This is a genomic window from Yersinia vastinensis, assembly GCF_044905075.1.
GTDB classification, from domain to species: domain Bacteria; phylum Pseudomonadota; class Gammaproteobacteria; order Enterobacterales; family Enterobacteriaceae; genus Yersinia; species Yersinia vastinensis.
In genome coordinates this window covers 2,401,934-2,419,733 of sequence record NZ_CP173260.1, presented here as the reverse complement: position 1 = coordinate 2,419,733, position 17,800 = coordinate 2,401,934, and the positions used below count along the sequence as shown (strand labels likewise).

Here is a 17,800-nt window from a genome sequence, read left to right as displayed (position 1 = left end):
GAGAAGGAATACAGTGGCATGTCATGGTTACAACGCTTACAGATAGATAGGTTTTTATTAATACTGATTGTGGTGGTCATTATCGCTTCTATTTTCCCTTGTGAAGGGGAAGTGAAAGTGTGGTTTGAGCATCTGACGACGGCAGCCATCGCCTTATTATTCTTTATGCATGGAGCCAAACTCTCCCGTGCGGCGATTGTTTCCGGCATGGGGCATTGGAAACTGCATCTGGTGGTTTTTCTTAGCACATTTGCGTTATTCCCGCTGCTAGGATTGGGGATGAATGTGCTGGTTCCCGGCGTGTTAACGCCAACACTGTATCTGGGGTTCCTCTATTTATGCGCGTTACCTGCGACGGTGCAATCGGCCATCGCTTATACCTCAGTCGCGGGTGGGAATGTGGCTGCGGCGATATGCAGCGCATCGGCTTCCAGTATCCTTGGAGTATTCTTGTCTCCGATACTGGTGGGGATGTTGATGCAAACCCAAGGTGGGGAGACGGATACTCTGCATGCGATTGGCTCTATCATTATGCAGTTGATGGTGCCATTTATTGTCGGCCACTTATCTCGTCCATTGATTGCAAAATGGGTTGAACGTCATAAGAAATTGGTCAATATCACTGACCGGTCATCAATTCTTTTGGTGGTTTATGTTGCGTTTAGCGAAGCTGTAGTTCAGGGCATTTGGCATCAAATTGATGGCTGGTCACTGTTGGCGATATTGGTGTGTTCAATGGTATTACTCACCGTGGTGTTGGTCGTCAATACTTATGCTGCTCGTTGGCTAGGGTTTAATACTGCTGACGAAATTACCATTGTGTTCTGTGGCTCGAAGAAAAGCCTAGCGAATGGTATCCCAATGGCTAACGTATTGTTCCCCGCGTCTGTAGTGGGGGTTATGGTATTGCCGTTGATGATATTCCACCAAGTTCAATTGATGGTCTGTGCGGTATTGGCGCAGCGATATGCCAAACGAGTTGCGGGAGAGAACGCAGCTAAAGAGTTGGTTGCTGCACAATCAGTTTCAGGTGATCGTGGCGAAACGAAGTAATTAGATACCATCAAAATTAAAATGCCCGGACTTTACGCAAGTACGGGCATTTTTTTGTCACGTCGGAAGCAGTTTAGCCACGAACTTTATCGCGTAATGCCTGCTTTTCTTGTTCATTGATAAAGGCCATTGTCAGGCCATTTTCCTGAGCTTGGCGGATCTCTTGTTGAGTCAAGCCTGCCGCTGGTGCGGCAACATAATATTCATTGGCGATTTCAATCCCCTGTACGGCGGGGTCATCAGTATTAATTGAGGCTATCACTCCGTGACGCAGGAAAGTTGCTAAGGGGTGTGCTGCCAAAGAAGCGACCGTGCTGGTTTGGATATTAGAAGTCAGACAGGATTCTATCCCAATCTTATGTTCAGCCAAATAATCCATTAACTTAATATCTTCGACTGCCTTGACACCATGCCCGATACGCTCTGCTCCTAATTCGCGGATAGCTTGCCATATACTTTCAGGGCCGGCAGCTTCGCCTGCATGGATGGTAATATGTAAACCGGCATCGCGCGCCCGATTGAAGTGGCTGCGAAAGAGGCCACCGGGGAAACCCAACTCGTCACCAGCCAGATCCAACGCAGTGATACCATCACGGTGAGCCAGTAAACCATTGAGTTCTTCTAAGCAGGCTTGCTCACCAAAAGTACGGCTGAGAATGCCAATGAGGCGAATATCAATATCAAAATCGCGGCAACCGGACTTTATGCCGTCAATCACGGCCTCGACAACACCGGCAACAGGGAGTTGATGTTTCATCGCCATATAGAAGGGGGAAAAGCGCAACTCTGCATAATGTAAACCTGCTTTTACAGCGTCTTCGACGTTCTCATAAGCGACACGGCGGCAAGCATCCAGTGACCCCAAAACCGCCACACCCCAATCCAACTTCTGCAGGAAACTAACCAGATCCGGCTCATTTTTCGTGATTTGTACATGCGGACGGAGGGCATCTAATTCATTTGCAGGTAGCGATAAATTGAACTGCCGACCCAATTCTAAAATAGTTTGCGCACGGATATTGCCGTCAAGGTGGCGATGGATGTCAGTCAGAGGAAGGCGGGAGTCGATCATATTGTGCACTCACTTAGATGATTGTTAGGTAAAGTGCAGAGTATTATAAAAACAAATCGATGAAAATATCCATATTGTTGCATAAAAAAGTGATTGGCATCATAAATGAATGATGAGTGAACGATATAGTCCACTCATCATCTCAATTCAGATCTGAATTATCCTTCAAGACTCAATCGCCACGAGTTTCTTGTCAGATCTGATTACCATTATGTAAGTGAGGATAAATGACAACCCGAGCGCCAGAGTCACCCCCATCAGGATATAGATAAAATAAGGACCAATATAGGCGGGTAGGCTAAAGATACTTGACAAAATATAGCCATAAAGTCGGACGCCGAAAAAGGCAATAAATGCAGAAGCAATGGAGCTGCTTATGGTGGTAGCAATAAAGGCCTTTTTGTATTTGGTGAGCACACCAAACAGTGCAGGCTCGGTTATCCCCAGCAACCCAGAAACGGCTGCAGACAACACCACGGTTCTTTCTTCCCGCGTTTTAACATGGAAATAGATAGCAAAAGTTGAGCCGGCAATTGCCATATTTGCCATAAACATCATCGGCATCAACATATCAAAACCTTTGTCGGTAAAGTTTTGCAATGCAATGGGCGTCATGGCGTGATGCATACCGGTAAGGATGGCTATCGGGCGGATAGCCCCAACAATAAAACCAGCAAATACGGATGAGATATCAAACAATCCCTGAATACAGAATGCGAGCAGTTTGCCTAAATAAATTCCCGCAGGGCCAATTAACGTTAGCGAAACGAGGGCGGTGATAAACAGAGTTAAGGTTGGGGTAAAGACGGTTTTCAATACGTCTGGCATAATTTTATCAACCCAGCGATGAATGTAACTTAGAGCCAGAATTGAGAAAATAACCGGTATTACGCTTGCGGAATAGTTAAATACCGACACCGGGACAACGTCCATAAAATAAATGACATTAACTGCTCCCGGTGTATGCGCTGCGAGTGCTTTGGCTGCATCAATCAGCGTGGGGTACATCAGACAGGCGGCAACTGCGGCAGCAAGATATTCGTTGGTTTTAAATATCTTGGCGGCAGAGACGGCAAGAAAGAATGGCAGAAAATAGAATACGCCACTGGCAATTAGGTCAATAATCATGACCGTATCGCTTTTGGCCGAGATGATTTTCAGTGCGATTAATCCCGCCAGTAAACCTTTAATCATCCCCGCACCGGCAATCGCTGGCACGATAGGGCCGAATACTCCAGAAACGGTATCCATAAAGAGTGATATTAGGCTTTTCCGTGCGTTCGGTGCGACTGAGGATTTATTTTCTTCAGGGGCTAGATTAGCAACAATATCTTGATACCAATCATTAACCTTAGGCCCGATAATAATTTGTACTTGATCGCTCTGGTTTTGTGCCCCTAATACACTGGGTAATGCTTTTATTTTTTCCCAATCGACTTGACTATCATCAATTAAATCAAAACGCAGGCGCGTCATACAGTGCCAGACTTTATTTATGTTTTTCTGCCCACCAACCAATTTTATTATTAATTGACATGCCTCAGTCCTGCCCATAAAACCCTCGCACCGGAATAATTATTTTTATTAACTGCGAAAGATAATAGTTTTACTCAATGTTAAAAACAAACCAATAAATCATGCCCTAGGTCACATTATTCGGTGTATTGAGCTTGATTAAGGGGGTTTTTAGTAAATTGGTATGGTTTTTTATGACAAATAGCTTGAATTACAGACCAAAAAAAACATTTAAATTTAAGGTTTACAACGCCCCGTGAAATAAGGTGAAATCAGCAAATACTTCATAAGAATTTATTTATTTTCGCATAGCTTGTAACCCGTTCGGATGAGTGGTTACTTGAGTGCTGTAAAGGAGCTTTGCATGCAACCCACATTAATCACAGGCATTGAATGTCAAATAACTCGCCCTGATCGCCATAATTTGGTGGTGGTTAAAATTGAAACTAATAAAGGGGTTGTTGGGTTGGGTTGTGCCACATTTCAGCAGCGTCCTTTGGCGGTTAAAGTGATGGTGGATGAATATCTGCGGCCATTATTACTGGGGCGTGATGCCAATAATATTGAAGATTTATGGCAGATGATGATGGTCAATGCTTATTGGCGCAATGGCCCGGTGATTAACAATGCTATCGCAGGCATTGATATGGCGCTGTGGGATATTAAAGGCAAGTTAGCTGACATGCCGCTGTATCAGCTTTTTGGTGGCAAATCGAAAGATGCTATTGCGGTGTATAGCCACGCCGCCAGCGATACGTTAGAAGGGCTTTACCATGAGGTGGATGAATTATTAGCGCAGGGATACCGGCATATTCGCTGTCAGTTGGGTTTCTATGGTGGAAATTCTGAGGATATACATACCACTCGTGAGCCAACGGCGGGGGCATATTATGACCAAGACCAATATATGGATAATACGCTGGCGATGTTTAAGGCTTTACGCGAAAAGTATGGTAATCAATTTCATATATTACATGACGTCCATGAGCGTCTATTCCCACAGCAAGCAGTACAATTTGCTAAACAGTTGGAAGCCTTCCGACCTTACTATATTGAAGACATTTTACCGCCAAATCAGAATGAGTGGCTGGAGCAAATACGCAATCAAACTGCAGTACCACTCGCGACGGGCGAGCTGTTTAATAACCCTGCAGAATGGAAAGATCTGATTATTCACCGCCGGATCGATTTCCTGCGCTGCCATGTTTCGCAGATTGGTGGGATTACTCCGGCACTGAAACTGGGTAGTTTCTGCCAAAACTTCGGCGTCCGGCTTGCCTGGCATTGTCCTCCAGATATGACCCCCATTGGTGCAGCGGTTAATACGCATCTGAATATTTACCTGCACAATGCGGCCATTCAGGAATTTGTTGCCTATCCGGCCAATACCACTCATGTTTTTCCCGGGGCTGTGGTTCCGGAGTCAGGGTATTTTTATCCAATAGAACAAGCAGGGATTGGTGTTGATTTTGATGCTAAATTAGCGACTGAATTCCCTGTTGTTTATCGACCTCATGAATGGACGCAAAGCCGGTTGCCAAATGGCACCATTCATACACCTTAAATGACCATGATATATTTTTAACTACGCCAAACTTAACTTTGTCGAAATTTCAGGTTGTCCTGATTGAAGGGAATAATATAGGTACAGGAATAGTCTATATCGACGATATCACTGAAGGTATATACACTGCCGTCCTGCAAAATCCCTCGATTAAGGATATGCATGGCGGCAATACCTTTCTTGCATCCGAGTAATTCTGCTTGCTCTTTATTGATGTTGATCGCCTGATAATGGGTTAATGAATGAGACAGGTGATAGCCTTTACTGAGAATATATTGCTGTATGGAGCTTTCGATGACCTTGGGGGTTAAATCAGGGAATGCTGACACCGGCATGCGGGAACTCTCAATTTGAACTCTGCGATTATCGATATAACGTAAGCGTGAAAATGCCCAAATAAAATCATCCACAGTAAGATTAAATATTTGTTGCTCTTCATTGTTTGGACGGCGTTTATGGAGGCTAATCAGGCGGAAGCTGATTTGGTTGAATTTTTTCTCTGTGATTGAGTTATACACTAACGGATTGCTACCAACCCCGGGATTGATGAAGATCCCCGCACCTTGCACCATATGCACTGCACCAATCGCTGCCAGTTTTTCCAATGCCTTACGAATAGTAAAACGTGACACACCATACTCTTCAGCTAACTGGCGTTCTGGCGGTAATTTCTCCGGTAAATCTTCACCATATTGGTACATTTTGCTCAATAAGTCCTGAGCAATAAATTCTTTCTTTTTCATTTGCTGACCCACTGCATATAAACTGATTCAGTCCAAATTAGGTGATTCAGTAGTATATCTTTTATTTAAATTTTCAGCAGGGATGATTCAGAAAGGCGAATAAAACGCCACTCTGGGATTGAGTGGCGCGCAAGAATAGTCTTTGGGTTAAGTGCTGTTATTTCCCCTGTAAAAACTGGATACCGCTAATTAACTTATCCATACCCGACTCAACTTTACTGCGGGGGCAGCCGACATTGAGGCGTAGGAAGCCACGGCCTTCTTCGCCATAAGTGAATCCGGGCATAATGGCGACTTTTTCTTGCTCGATCAGAACATCTTGTAATTGATGATCGTCAATATTTAATGGTCGTAAATCTATCCATGCCAAATAGGTCGCTTGCGGCGGTTGCCAGTTCAATACTGGAAAGGCTTCATTTAACCGTTGAGCGACATAAGCCAGATTGGCTTGCAGATAACTGCGCAATTCATCCAACCAAGGTTCTGCCTGTTGGTAAGCGGCGATATGTGCGACGATCGCCAGCACCGCCGGAGAAGAGAGGCCGTCGCGACCCTTTAACATCTGGGTATAGATGTCTCGGGTCTCAGTGTCACTGATAAAACCGTAAGCCCCTGTTAGCGCCGGAATATTAAATGTCTTGGATCCCGAGGTCAGTAAAGCCCAAGGTGTTTGGCCAACCTGACTCCACGGTGTATGGACTTGATCATTCCATGTCATGTCCATATGAATCTCATCACTAATAACTTTGACCTGATGGCGTTCGCATAACTCTGCCATATGTGTCAATTCTTCAGGGGTCCAGACTTTTCCTGTGGGGTTATGCGGGCTACACAGCAGCAAGATTTTGGTCTGTGGGCGTGCCAGCAAGGCTTCTAGATGGGCCATATCACATTGCCACTGGTTATCGACTTTATGCAGTGGGCAGCTCAATAATTGACGTTGATTACCCAAGATCACTTTGTAGAAGGCGTCATAAGCGGGGGTATGGGTAACGACGAAATCGCTGGGCGCTGACCAGCAGCGAATCAGTTGGGCCACCATATAGATAACCGATGGGCCATAAACCGCCATCGAGGTATCGATATGGCAATGAAAACGTTGCTGATACCAATGACGAACCGATCCCAGAAAATCTTCATGCTGCCAACGACTATATCCGAGTACGCCGTGTTCAATACGCTTATTCAATGCATGTAAAATAACCGGTGCGGTAGGGAAATCCATATCTGAGATAGTAAACGGCAACAAATCTGCGGCACCAAATCGGTCAGCAATATAGTCCCACTGGGTACACCAAGTGCCGTGGCGATCGACAGGGGTGGAGAAATCAAACATCAGCATCTCGCTTATCAAATAGACCCGTTGTCCCTGATGTCGTCCGGTTGTCAGCGGCAATATCAAGGACTTGGGTCTCGATTTTTAAGTAGGTCGTAGCCTAGCGGGTTATCGATTTAGGACGTGGCAAATTGTCCATTTCCTATCAGTGAGTCTAATTCATCTTTCACCGATTGCACTTGCGGACCAATAACAACTTGAAGGTTGTGGTCATTGAGTTGAATAACGCCAATTGCCCGGTTGGCTTTCAGCGCGTCTTTATTGACCAGGCTCATATCTTTAACCGACATCCGCAAGCGAGTGATACAGTTATCGAGTGAGACAATATTATCAGCGCCCCCAAGTGCCGTTAAGATAGCAGGGGAGTTGTAGCCGGATTTACCCGTCACAGTACCACTGACCGTTTTTTCTGCATTGCTACTGGCGACAGTTTCATTCTCACGTCCCGGTGTCTTGATATTGAAGTGTTGAATAGCAAAACGGAAGATCATGTAATAAGCAACAAACCAGATCCCCGCCACCACTGGCACCCAGTACCATTTGGTTGCGGTGCCATGCAGAATACCAAACACCACGAAATCAATAATATTGCCATCGGTATTGCCGATGGTGACTCCCAGCAATGCCATGACGGTAAAGCCCAGACCGGTCAGGATGGCATGAATCAAATACAGGAATGGCGCCACAAACAGGAACAAGAACTCAATGGGTTCTGTGGTACCGCCGATAACACAAGCAACAACACCTGAAATTAATAACCCTTTAATTTTATGACGGTTTTCTGGTTTAGCACAGTGATACATAGCCAGTGCTGCACCCGGTAACCCTCCTAGGAAGGCCGGCATTTTACCTTGTGACAGGAAGCGAGTAGCGCTTTCAGAAAAACCAGTAGTCGTTGGGCAAGAAAGTTGTGCTTGGAAGATGGTTAAAGCACCGCTGACACTGTGGCCGCAAACATCCATGGTGCCACCTGCTTCAGTAAAGCGAATCAGTGCTACCAATATGTGATGTAAGCCGAATGGCAGTAATAAACGCTCGCCACTGCCGAAGATCATCGGACCAAACATTCCAGCACCATTAATCAGACGGCCCAGTCCATTAATACCGGCAGCAAACCATGGCCAGATCAGTGGGATCAATAAACCGACTAACCCGAGAACCACTGTCGTCACGATAGGAACAAAGCGCGTACCGCCGAAGAACGCTAATGCATCCGGTAGGCGAATGGTATTGAAACGCTCATGAAGCAGGTAAACAATAATCCCGACAATCACAGCCCCCAAAATACCGGTATCGATGGACTGAATACCCAAAATATTTTGAATATTATGGGTTTTCAGCACCAACGGATCGGTTGTAGGCAACACACCGCTGGTGGTGAGGTAAAAGTTGGTTGCCAGATTTAAGACCGCAAAACCAACAAAACCGGAGAAAGCGGCAACACCTTTATTTTCACGCGCCATCCCCAACGGGATAGCAATGGCAAACATGACCGGTAAGAAGCTAAAGGCAAACGAACCAACTTTACTCATCCAGGTAAATAATAGTTGGAAGGCAGGATGACCAATGAACGGCAATAGCGTGATGACGTCTCTGCTGCTGAGTGAACTGCCGATACCCAGCATGATCCCGCAAAAGGAAAGCAGGGCGACCGGTAGCATGAAGGTTTTACCCAAACTCTGGAAAAACTCCCACAGCGTAATTTTTTGTTTTTTTACCGCTGACATAGTGACTCCTGTACTTAAAATACCTGATGTATAAAACAGTGATGTTGAAAAACCGTTGGCGACAATTTGTTAATGATAATGGCGACGATCCCGCCTCCCTGTCTGGAGGTTAAACAAGATAAAACGTTTAACCCAGATAATATGAGCGGCAAGTCACAATTACTGATCCTATTTTTGTATTAGAGTAAATCATCAGATTAAACGTTTAACTTGGCTTGTTTTGTAGGATGAATTGAGTGCTGTGGGTGTAACATTTATCCAGATATATTGGGCTTTGTGCTGAAGCACGAAGATTTACCAGACTAAGTTAACAATGCTTATCAGCGGTTATGACAATTAAAAAAACGACAATTACCGATGTGGCCAAATTTGCTGGCGTCTCAGTCGCGACTGTTTCGCTTGCTATCAGTGGCAAAGGACGTATTTCGCCGGCGACGGCTGACCGAGTTAATCAGGCCATTGAGCAGTTAGGTTACGTCCGTAACCGTCAGGCAGCACAACTGCGAGGTGGGGAATCAGGGGTGATTGGCTTGATCGTCCGTGATATTGGCGATCCTTTTTATGCTGAAATGACGGCGGGATTGAGTCAGGCAATTGAGGCAGAGGGCAAAGTGTTGTTTCTGACCCAGAGTGGTCGCGAGGGCAAAGGGTTGCTAAGGTGTTTTGATACACTCATTGATCAAGGGGTTGATGGTTTGGTGCTCGGTGGTGGTGCTAAACGGGAAATGGGGCTACAAGAAAAAGCCGCCGAGCATGATATTCCATTAATTTGCGCCGCTCGATCAAATGTCTTGGATGGTGTGGATGTGGTACGCCCAGACAATATGCAAGCCGCCAAAATGGCGACCGAGTTTCTCATTGACCGTGGTCATCGACAAATTGCCTATTTGGGGGGGCATTCTCATTCGTTAACCCGAGCAGAGCGGCTGGGGGGCTTTTGCGCCACATTAGTGCAATATGGGTTGCCATTTCGGTCGGAATGGGTGGTGGAGTGTGATAGTTATCAACAAGCGGCGGCCGATGCAGCAGAAGATTTGTTGCGCCATCACCCTAATGTCAGCGCCATTGTTTGTCATCAGGCATCCGTCGCGCTAGGGGCTTATTTTGGTATTTTGCGCACCGGTCGGACAATTGGCAGCGCCGGGGTTGATACTTATCTCGATCAACAAGTCGCTTTGATTGGCTTTGGCGATGTGCCGGAAGCTGAACTCACTGAGCCGCCTTTAACCTTTATCACCAGCTCTGCCAGAGAGATTGGCTACAGTGCAGGCCAGCGGTTACTTCAGCGTATCGCGGGCGTCGATCTGCAACTGCAAAACGTTATATTACCGCCAGTGTTGATCCGTAGGGGCTCGGCGTGATCTCAATGATCGATGGTGTCGATGGTGAATAGCAGATGAGAAGCAGCCAAAAAAAACGGAGCCATCAGGCCCCGTTTTGCATTTGACTTTAGGCGGTTACTGTTTAGGCGCAACGGGCACTGCCGGGACATCTTCAGGTTCTGCACCGGTATCTTCTTCAGCGGGTTCGCCACCAAACATACCAAACAAACCGACAAATTCTTGCAGCGACATTTTCTGACCATTCAAATTCACTTGATTATCAGCATATTGGATCGTGCTGCTGATAACATCATCTTTGGTTGTTGTCAGTTTAAACATCTGGCCCATGGCAGCAATGCCTTGCACTTGCTGTTGTGCCAACTTCTGGGCTTCTTCCGGGCTGTACCCTTGCAGGCGGGCTGCTTGGGTTGTCATTTCGGTTGCCATCGGCATCGGGATTGTCAGTGCGGCATCCACTTTTTTCACCGACTGCGCTAACAGTGGCTCATCACTTGCCTTAGCTTGTGCTGGGTCAGTCAACGCGATATTCAGAGTGAAGGTACTTTCCCCTTTGGCATTTTTCCAACTCAGTGGTGCAATGCTCATCGTTGGGTTGCCTTTCAGCAAACTTGGGATATTAGCAATCAATATCTCTGCCATTTGCTGTTGATAAACATCAGGATCTAGATTTTCACCGGCCTGGAATGCCTTCATCACTTGTTGATTATAAGCATTGGTGAATTGCTTCAGACCTTGACCATCCAAATGATCGAATGTGAAGACCAGCTTGCCGGAACCAAAGTCATTATCCTGAATTTTTAAGGCGTCCAGTGTGTAAGTCAGCTTACCGTTTAAATCTTTATCGGTTTCGCCTAACTGGGTATTTAGGTTAAAGCCCACCAGTGTTGCCGTTTCTTTGCCATCAATACTGAAACTCATTTGCTTGATGCCAAGCTGCTGATCACCAATGCTTAAATCGAATTTACCTACATTGCTGTCACTTTTCAGTGCCAGACCTTGCAGCGTAAATTGCTCCAATTGATCCCACTGATTTTTGCTAGTGAAAACGAGGCTGTCACTGGTCCCACTCATTTTCACATCGCGCATATCGCGGGAAACATCTGCATCAATTTGCGCACCAGAGAATTTCATGGTGGTGGTATTTTGCTGATAATCAATAGGAATGAAGGTAATCGCGGACGAGGTGTCGCCGCCGTATGAAATACGGGAATCCGCAGTAAACGGTGATTTGCCCTTAGTCACTTCAAACAGTTTCTTCAATGCTGGGGTATTGGCAAGTTCAGTATGAACCGATGCCATGCTTGGGATCAGATTGAATTTCTTTAACTGCGCGAGCGGGAATGGGCCGTGATCAATAGTTTCGATGAAAGCCACTTCATCGCCGTCTTTTAACGCTTTTTCGCCTGCCACACTGCTATCTGCTTGTAACACATAACGAACCTGACTACGGAACAGACCACGCTGGTAATCGGTGTAAGCGAGTTTGACTCCAGCTTTTGGTAACAAGGTTCTGATCTGACCATTTGCATTGTTAACCAATTCGCCCATACGTTGTTCAATCAGTTTGCCGGTATACCACGAGGCTCCAGTCCATGCTGCGCCAAGTACGACAATGACGCTGACAGCCACTAACGATTTTTTCATTGTTCTGTTCATCCTTTTCTAATACACCAAATTCACTATGTTGAACGCGGTAACGAGTCACTTATTTAATAACACCAAAGAGAGCGCCTAAAAACAGCACTCCCCAAAATAATATAGGCTTAGATTAAACTTACACAAATATTATTGCGATGAATAACTATTTGGCCTACGACAACAGCGATCCTGAACTCAAAAATCGATTCTGGTGCGCAACATTTCTGTTGCGGCACCGAAATCTATCTATCAAGGCAACAAAATGCCAGCAATAGACAACAAAATGAATGACTTCGTTCAGTCTGCGTTATAGACACGTGCAATCGAACCCGTGCCTTGCACCGTGACAGGGGATTCATTGGCTGGAATAAAACAGGATTCACCCGGTAGTAACGTGATTTCCTGTTGTTGTTTTTTCAATACGGCCTGACCTTGAACACAAAATACAATCGCGGCACTATGTTGCGCCAAAACTTGTGGCTCCGACGTTAAGGTATGTAGGGAAAAAGCAAAATCCTCCACGGGGATCGGGAAAACTAACTCGTTACCTCGTTGTTGCGGCGTAGTAAGCAGAGTATTCGCAGGTTTAGGCATAAATTGCAGATTTGCCATTAGCTCAGGGATGTCGATAAATTTAGGTGTCAAGCCAGCGCGTAAGACATTATCTGAGTTCGCCATCACTTCCAACGCTACCCCGTCCAAATAGGCATGCGGTGTCTCGGCATATAAAAACATGGCTTCGCCAGGTTGCAGTGTCACCACGTTTAACAGCAGTGGGGAGAACAAACCACTATCATCTGGGTAGAAACGCGAAATGCTACGGATGGTATCCCAAGGCTCGCCCAATTGATTATTCAGTGCCGCTTTTAGGATGCCAAGGGCGCGCGTTTTGGGCTCACCCGCCATGCTCAACAAACTGGCAAACAGTGTCGCTAAATGTTCGGTATCTGGTTCACGTAGAAATGCTGCGATATCAGGGTGTGCGGATGCCAGTGGTTGTAGCAATGTTTCTATATCATCTAGTGTGCGGAAACCATTCATGGCCTGAAAAGGTGTCAGGGCATAAACCAGCTCGGGTTTATGGTTGGCATCCTTATAATTTCGTTCGGCGGCATCCAGCGGAATACCTGCCTGATTTTCTTTGGCAAAGCCAATTTCTGCAGCCGCTTTACTTGGATGAACTTGGATGGATAGAGGCTGCGCGGCACAAAGAACTTTGAACAGAAACGGTAACTCACCGAAACGTTTGTAGACATCGGGGCCTAAATTCGCATCGGGATTTTGTTCAATCACATCACGCAATGAATGCCATTGACCGCTTGCATCTGCAACTTCAGAACTGCTTTTTGGGTGTGCTCCCATCCACAATTCCGCCATAGGCTTCCCTTGCGGATTGGCTATGCCATAAAGCTCTGTAAGTGCATTGGTGCTGCCCCAAGCATAGTTTTGTACTGCATTTTTCATCTTTTGCATGGTTACTTTCTGCCGTTTGTCGTGGACTTAATGAGATTCGTGCACTCATCAGCGCAAACTCACTGCCTTGAAAAGGCAAGCGCCCTAATAAAATAGTCCCTTAGTAAACAATGGGGCCTGAGGGGTTGCAAGTGGTAATGCAATTAGCCAAGCTGGCAGTGAACACGAAATGATGGAAATACGAATCAATCGCATAAATGTCATGCTAAATATGCCATCATTATAGTGCCATGCTGCCAATGACGCAGACATGGCTTACCTCAATCTATTGTTCTAAGTGCTAAGGAGACAGTGATGGCAACCACCCGCAGTGAAAAAGACTCTATGGGGCCTATCGATGTGCCGGCAAAGCAATTATGGGGCGCGCAAACTCAGCGTTCACTAGAGCATTTCCGCATCTCGCAAGAAAAAATGCCGACTGCGCTGATTCATGCTCTGGCGCTGACTAAGAGGGCTGCAGCACAGGTTAATATGGATTTAGGATTGCTGCCTGCGGATCGGGCCAAAGCGATTATGCGAGCCGCTGATGAAGTATTGGATGACTGCCATCCTAGCGAGTTTCCGCTGTCTATCTGGCAGACAGGGTCTGGCACTCAGACTAATATGAACATGAATGAGGTATTAGCAAACCGTGCCAGTGAACTGTTAGGCGGTGAGCGGGGCAATCATCGTTTGGTTCACCCCAATGATGATGTTAATAAAAGTCAAAGTTCAAATGATGTATTTCCAACAGCAATGCACGTTGCCGCTGTTATCGGGTTACGAGAAAATCTGCTGCCAGAACTAAAAATATTGCAGCAGACACTGACGGATAAAGCTGAAGCCTATCGCGATATTGTGAAAATTGGGCGGACGCATTTGCAAGACGCAACACCGCTGACGTTGGGGCAGGAGATTTCTGGTTGGGTCGCCATGCTATCCCATAGCGCGAAACATATTGAGGCAACAATTCCTCATCTCTGTGAGTTAGCTCTTGGCGGAACCGCTGTCGGGACTGGGTTGAATACACATCCTGAGTACGCAGTACGTGTGGCTAATGAAATTGCTGCATTAACTCATCAACCCTTTGTCACTGCGCCGAATAAATTTGAGTCATTAGCCACTTGTGATGCACTTGTTCATGGTCATGGGGCATTGAAAGGTTTAGCGGCATCACTGATGAAAATTGCTAATGATGTGCGTTGGCTATCCTCTGGCCCGCGTTGCGGTATTGGCGAGATTTCGATCCCTGAAAATGAACCTGGTAGCTCGATCATGCCGGGTAAAGTCAATCCGACACAATGCGAAGCTATGACCATGTTATGCGCTCAGGTTATGGGTAACGATGTGGCTGTTAATATTGGTGGGGCATCTGGCAACTTTGAATTGAACGTGTTCCGCCCGTTAGTCATTCATAACTTCCTACAATCAATTCGTTTACTAGCTGATGGTATGCGGGGCTTTAATGAACATTGTGCGGTAGGGATTGAGCCCAATCGTGACCGCATTACGCAACTGCTGAATGAGTCGTTGATGTTGGTCACTGCACTGAATACTCATATTGGTTATGACAAAGCAGCGGAGATAGCGAAGAAAGCTCATAAAGAGGGGCTGACATTGAAGGCCGCCGCGTTAAAGTTAGGCTATTTGACGAGCGAGCAGTTCGATGAATGGGTCAAGCCGGAAGACATGGTTGGTAGCATGAAGTAATTTTCTTACGCTCGTGAGATTGGCGCCGAGATTGATTCTCGGCGTTTATTTATCAGCTTCAACATATAAGTGCAATCGTGGAACTAACAGACGTAATGGTTTAGCGTCAGGTTTATATTTATGTTTAATATGGTTGGCATCATAGTCAGTTAACTCACCTAACTTAGGTAATTCCAACGCCGACTCAACCTGACAGAATGCTATTAATGGCATAGGGCAGGGGTGTTGTACTTGTTTCTGCTGCTCTTGATACCAGACTCGTGCTATGGGTTGTACTTTTACCGGCCGCTTGATCTTCAAGCGCGTATTCTCGGGCAGACGTTGCACATCATTAATTTCCAGACTGACTAATTCCATCCATTGTTCACGACTAAAAGGGGGAACTGCACGTCCAGCATTCAGGCTTTTATTTAACTGCACCAGTACTTCTTCGCGAGTGACATTCTTAATAATATGTTTATTGGCCCAACCAAAGCGTACCGAACTGGGGTTAATGAGCGGCGTAATAGTGCGATAAGTGTTTAGTGTTATTAGCCCATGTAAATGAGTGTGCACAAATTCAAAACGCTGCTCACTCGGCAGGCCTGATTCGACGGTAATGAGATGTTCTAATTCAGCTTTTAATTGATTAATTTGATATATGGTCTGTTGGCATTCACTTAATTGATCATCCGTGACGGAGAGACAGAGTACGCCGGGTAGACGGACGGCAGCTTTGCTACTGATATTCTGCCCTTGGTGATGAATAAACAGGCGTTGATAATGTTGCAGTGCTAAGTCTCTTGCCTTATTTCCTATCGTGGTGTCGACAGAGATTTGTTCAATAGGCTGATGTTCAGTGCCTTTTTCTATTTCGGGGAGAGAGAAAACGCGCGCTGCGAGCAAGGGTAATTCTGCAAGCTGCTGGTGGAGTTGCTGTAATTCTATCTCCAGAGAAGAGAATCGGTTATTTAGCCGGTCTATCAAATCATATTTATTCATCATTTTTTTTCATAAATCTTATTTTAGTTACAACATACAGTATTTATATTAATAAAAAAAGACATCTGAAAGCCTAGCGTTGTCGTGAAATATTGGGAATATGCAAAAAGATAACAGTCATACAGGTGCTTAAGATAGCGGGTGTTAATACCCGCTAGGGTCATCAAGAAAGGTGAGACAAGACCATTTTAGTTGCCTCTGCCAACACATCGCGGCGCGGTTTCGCGTCTTTTTCTCGTTGCGTAAAATAAATGACTAAAATAATAGGGGCGCCTGTTGGTGGCCAGAGCACCGCAATATCATTAGTGGTGCCATAATCGCCACCACCAGTTTTATCACCAACAATCCAGTCAGCTGGCGCTCCAGCACGAATAGTTTCCCCTCCAGTGGTATTCCCTTTTAGCCATATGGCTAACTGCTCTCGTTGTGCGGCGGGCAGAGCATCTCCCAACACTAATTTATTCAGACTGGCGGCCATTGCTGCGGGAGTGGTTGTATCGCGAGGATCATTTGGCAGGGCCGTATTTAAATCAGGCTCGAGGCGATCCAATCTGAATGTGTGATCGCCGATACTACGGGCAAATTCATTCACCGCAGCTATTCCACCGAGTTCTTTGATTAATAAATTGGCGGCAGTGTTATCACTATATTGGATGGTTGCTGCACATAATTCTGAGACAGACATACCTTGAGCCAGATTTTTACGCGTGATGGGCGCATAGGACAATAAATCACTTTCATGATATTTGATGTGTTTATTGAGCAGATTAGGCTGAGATTGGCTTTGGCCCAATACAGCAGCAGCTAGCATAAATTTAAATGTGCTACAGAATGGGAAACGCTGAGTACCACGATACTGAATTTTCCGTCCATTGGCCGTATTAATCATCGCAATACCGAGAAGGCCATTTGATTTCCGTTCGAGTTCAGCCAACTGTTTGTCCAATGACTCGGGGGGCGTGGCCCAAGCAGGTAGGGCAAAATGGGTTAAGGGAAGGGTAATACCGGCTAATAATAGCGAACGCCGCAGCGGTGAGTGTTTCATTCCTGAATCTCGCAATTAAAGGAGGAAACGGCATTATAGATGTGATGACGGAAAAGCTGAAACCTGCTTTTTATGGCGTAGGGAAAATAATAAAAAAGGCCAAATGGCAGGTTCACTGGCATTCAGCCTTTATATCTTTGAATAATGATAAATTAGGCCAAGGCTTTGGCTTTCAGCTGCTGGTACTCACTTTCAGTAATTGTGCCTTCGTCCAATAATTTTTTGGCGTCAGCAATCTGTTCAGCCGGTGATTTACCTGCAACATGGCGAATATACTCATTCGTGTCTGCGACCGACTTCTGGACCGATGCGCGATAACGCTGCGCCATGCCTTTTCCGCGAGTGATAAGATACACAAGGGAGGTAAGTAACGGTATAAACAGTAAAAATATAATCCATAAGGCTTTATAAAAACCACCTAGCTCATGGTCTCTGAAAAGGTCAGAAATAACCTGAAACAAGATCAGTAAGTAGGCAATAAAGAAGAAAATTGAAAATGTGGTTGCCAGAATATCCCAAAGCGTCAAAAAATGAGCTGTCATACGTTCTCCTGAAATCGAATAAATTAAGGAAGCATTTATCGTAAAAAAATTCCCTAAATACTTTACGCAGTCACTCGTG

14 protein-coding genes are annotated in these 17,800 nt (G+C 45.7%); 4 read left to right on the top strand and 10 right to left on the bottom strand.

From position 1 onward, the window contains the following. Positions 1-18 precede the first annotated feature (18 nt). Positions 19-1,053 (top strand): bile acid:sodium symporter family protein, encoded by a 1,035-nt coding sequence (locus tag ACIOG0_RS11345; protein ID WP_050097713.1) that lies wholly within the window; start codon positions 19-21, stop codon positions 1,051-1,053. Between the two features lie 73 nt (positions 1,054-1,126). On the opposite strand, the gene add is transcribed toward ACIOG0_RS11345, so the two are convergent. After that, positions 1,127-2,125: an adenosine deaminase gene (gene add / locus ACIOG0_RS11340; protein WP_050097712.1), complete on the bottom strand. Its 999-nt coding sequence runs from the start codon at positions 2,123-2,125 to the stop codon at positions 1,127-1,129. Between the two features lie 165 nt (positions 2,126-2,290). Continuing rightward, positions 2,291-3,679: a PTS transporter subunit EIIC gene (locus ACIOG0_RS11335; RefSeq protein ID WP_050140625.1), complete on the bottom strand. Its 1,389-nt coding sequence runs from the start codon at positions 3,677-3,679 to the stop codon at positions 2,291-2,293. Between the two features lie 325 nt (positions 3,680-4,004). Here ACIOG0_RS11335 and ACIOG0_RS11330 point away from each other — a divergent pair, with 325 nt between their 5' ends. After that, complete coding sequence (locus ACIOG0_RS11330; protein ID WP_128451545.1) at positions 4,005-5,204, top strand: enolase C-terminal domain-like protein; 1,200 nt, start codon at positions 4,005-4,007, stop codon at positions 5,202-5,204. Between the two features lie 32 nt (positions 5,205-5,236). Here ACIOG0_RS11330 and ACIOG0_RS11325 read toward each other — a convergent pair whose 3' ends face one another. The 3 genes from ACIOG0_RS11325 to malX form a co-directional block, all read right to left on the bottom strand. Beyond that, positions 5,237-5,947, bottom strand: coding sequence for a GntR family transcriptional regulator (locus ACIOG0_RS11325; protein ID WP_128451546.1), 711 nt, complete (start codon positions 5,945-5,947; stop codon positions 5,237-5,239). 157 nt (positions 5,948-6,104) lie between these two features. Next, complete coding sequence (locus tag ACIOG0_RS11320) at positions 6,105-7,283, bottom strand: MalY/PatB family protein (RefSeq protein ID WP_050097767.1); 1,179 nt, start codon at positions 7,281-7,283, stop codon at positions 6,105-6,107. A 116-nt stretch (positions 7,284-7,399) separates the two neighbouring features. Then, positions 7,400-9,010, bottom strand: a complete 1,611-nt coding sequence (gene malX / locus ACIOG0_RS11315; RefSeq protein WP_050097708.1) for a maltose/glucose-specific PTS transporter subunit IIBC — start codon at positions 9,008-9,010, stop codon at positions 7,400-7,402. 329 nt (positions 9,011-9,339) lie between these two features. Here malX and ACIOG0_RS11310 point away from each other — a divergent pair, with 329 nt between their 5' ends. Continuing rightward, positions 9,340-10,371: a Mal regulon transcriptional regulator MalI gene (locus ACIOG0_RS11310; RefSeq protein ID WP_050097707.1), complete on the top strand. Its 1,032-nt coding sequence runs from the start codon at positions 9,340-9,342 to the stop codon at positions 10,369-10,371. A 96-nt stretch (positions 10,372-10,467) separates the two neighbouring features. On the opposite strand, the gene ACIOG0_RS11305 is transcribed toward ACIOG0_RS11310, so the two are convergent. After that, positions 10,468-11,997, bottom strand: a complete 1,530-nt coding sequence (locus ACIOG0_RS11305; protein ID WP_128451547.1) for a YdgA family protein — start codon at positions 11,995-11,997, stop codon at positions 10,468-10,470. Positions 11,998-12,288: 291 nt separating this feature from the next. Further along, positions 12,289-13,464, bottom strand: coding sequence for a mannose-6-phosphate isomerase (gene manA, locus ACIOG0_RS11300; protein ID WP_128451548.1), 1,176 nt, complete (start codon positions 13,462-13,464; stop codon positions 12,289-12,291). Between the two features lie 294 nt (positions 13,465-13,758). On the opposite strand from manA, the gene fumC reads away from it, so the two are divergent. Then, a complete protein-coding gene (gene fumC / locus ACIOG0_RS11295; RefSeq protein WP_050140629.1) occupies positions 13,759-15,153 on the top strand; it encodes a class II fumarate hydratase in 1,395 nt (464 codons plus the stop codon). Positions 15,154-15,198: 45 nt separating this feature from the next. Here fumC and tus read toward each other — a convergent pair whose 3' ends face one another. The 3 genes from tus to ACIOG0_RS11280 all read right to left on the bottom strand — a co-directional run bounded on the left by tus (position 15,199) and on the right by ACIOG0_RS11280 (position 17,721). Next, positions 15,199-16,134, bottom strand: a complete 936-nt coding sequence (gene tus / locus ACIOG0_RS11290; RefSeq protein ID WP_050097766.1) for a DNA replication terminus site-binding protein — start codon at positions 16,132-16,134, stop codon at positions 15,199-15,201. Positions 16,135-16,297: 163 nt separating this feature from the next. Continuing rightward, the gene (gene bla / locus ACIOG0_RS11285; RefSeq protein WP_128451549.1) at positions 16,298-17,179 is read right to left on the bottom strand and encodes a class A beta-lactamase; all 882 of its coding nucleotides are present in this window, start codon (positions 17,177-17,179) and stop codon (positions 16,298-16,300) included. Positions 17,180-17,331: 152 nt separating this feature from the next. Continuing rightward, positions 17,332-17,721 (bottom strand): SHOCT domain-containing protein, encoded by a 390-nt coding sequence (locus tag ACIOG0_RS11280; RefSeq protein WP_050097702.1) that lies wholly within the window; start codon positions 17,719-17,721, stop codon positions 17,332-17,334. Positions 17,722-17,800 lie beyond the last annotated feature (79 nt).

Excerpts from the sequence above, each read along its gene's own strand:
- ACIOG0_RS11345 (WP_050097713.1), top strand. The coding sequence starts at position 19 with ATGTCATGGTTACAACGCTTACAGATAGATAGGTTTTTATTAATACTG.
- add (WP_050097712.1), bottom strand. The coding sequence starts at position 2,125 with ATGATCGACTCCCGCCTTCCTCTGACTGACATCCATCGCCACCTTGAC.
- ACIOG0_RS11335 (WP_050140625.1), bottom strand. The coding sequence starts at position 3,679 with ATGGGCAGGACTGAGGCATGTCAATTAATAATAAAATTGGTTGGTGGG.
- ACIOG0_RS11330 (WP_128451545.1), top strand. The coding sequence starts at position 4,005 with ATGCAACCCACATTAATCACAGGCATTGAATGTCAAATAACTCGCCCT.
- ACIOG0_RS11325 (WP_128451546.1), bottom strand. The coding sequence starts at position 5,947 with ATGAAAAAGAAAGAATTTATTGCTCAGGACTTATTGAGCAAAATGTAC.
- ACIOG0_RS11320 (WP_050097767.1), bottom strand. The coding sequence starts at position 7,283 with ATGTTTGATTTCTCCACCCCTGTCGATCGCCACGGCACTTGGTGTACC.
- malX (WP_050097708.1), bottom strand. The coding sequence starts at position 9,010 with ATGTCAGCGGTAAAAAAACAAAAAATTACGCTGTGGGAGTTTTTCCAG.
- ACIOG0_RS11310 (WP_050097707.1), top strand. The coding sequence starts at position 9,340 with ATGACAATTAAAAAAACGACAATTACCGATGTGGCCAAATTTGCTGGC.
- ACIOG0_RS11305 (WP_128451547.1), bottom strand. The coding sequence starts at position 11,997 with ATGAAAAAATCGTTAGTGGCTGTCAGCGTCATTGTCGTACTTGGCGCA.
- manA (WP_128451548.1), bottom strand. The coding sequence starts at position 13,464 with ATGCAAAAGATGAAAAATGCAGTACAAAACTATGCTTGGGGCAGCACC.
- fumC (WP_050140629.1), top strand. The coding sequence starts at position 13,759 with ATGGCAACCACCCGCAGTGAAAAAGACTCTATGGGGCCTATCGATGTG.
- tus (WP_050097766.1), bottom strand. The coding sequence starts at position 16,134 with ATGAATAAATATGATTTGATAGACCGGCTAAATAACCGATTCTCTTCT.
- bla (WP_128451549.1), bottom strand. The coding sequence starts at position 17,179 with ATGAAACACTCACCGCTGCGGCGTTCGCTATTATTAGCCGGTATTACC.
- ACIOG0_RS11280 (WP_050097702.1), bottom strand. The coding sequence starts at position 17,721 with ATGACAGCTCATTTTTTGACGCTTTGGGATATTCTGGCAACCACATTT.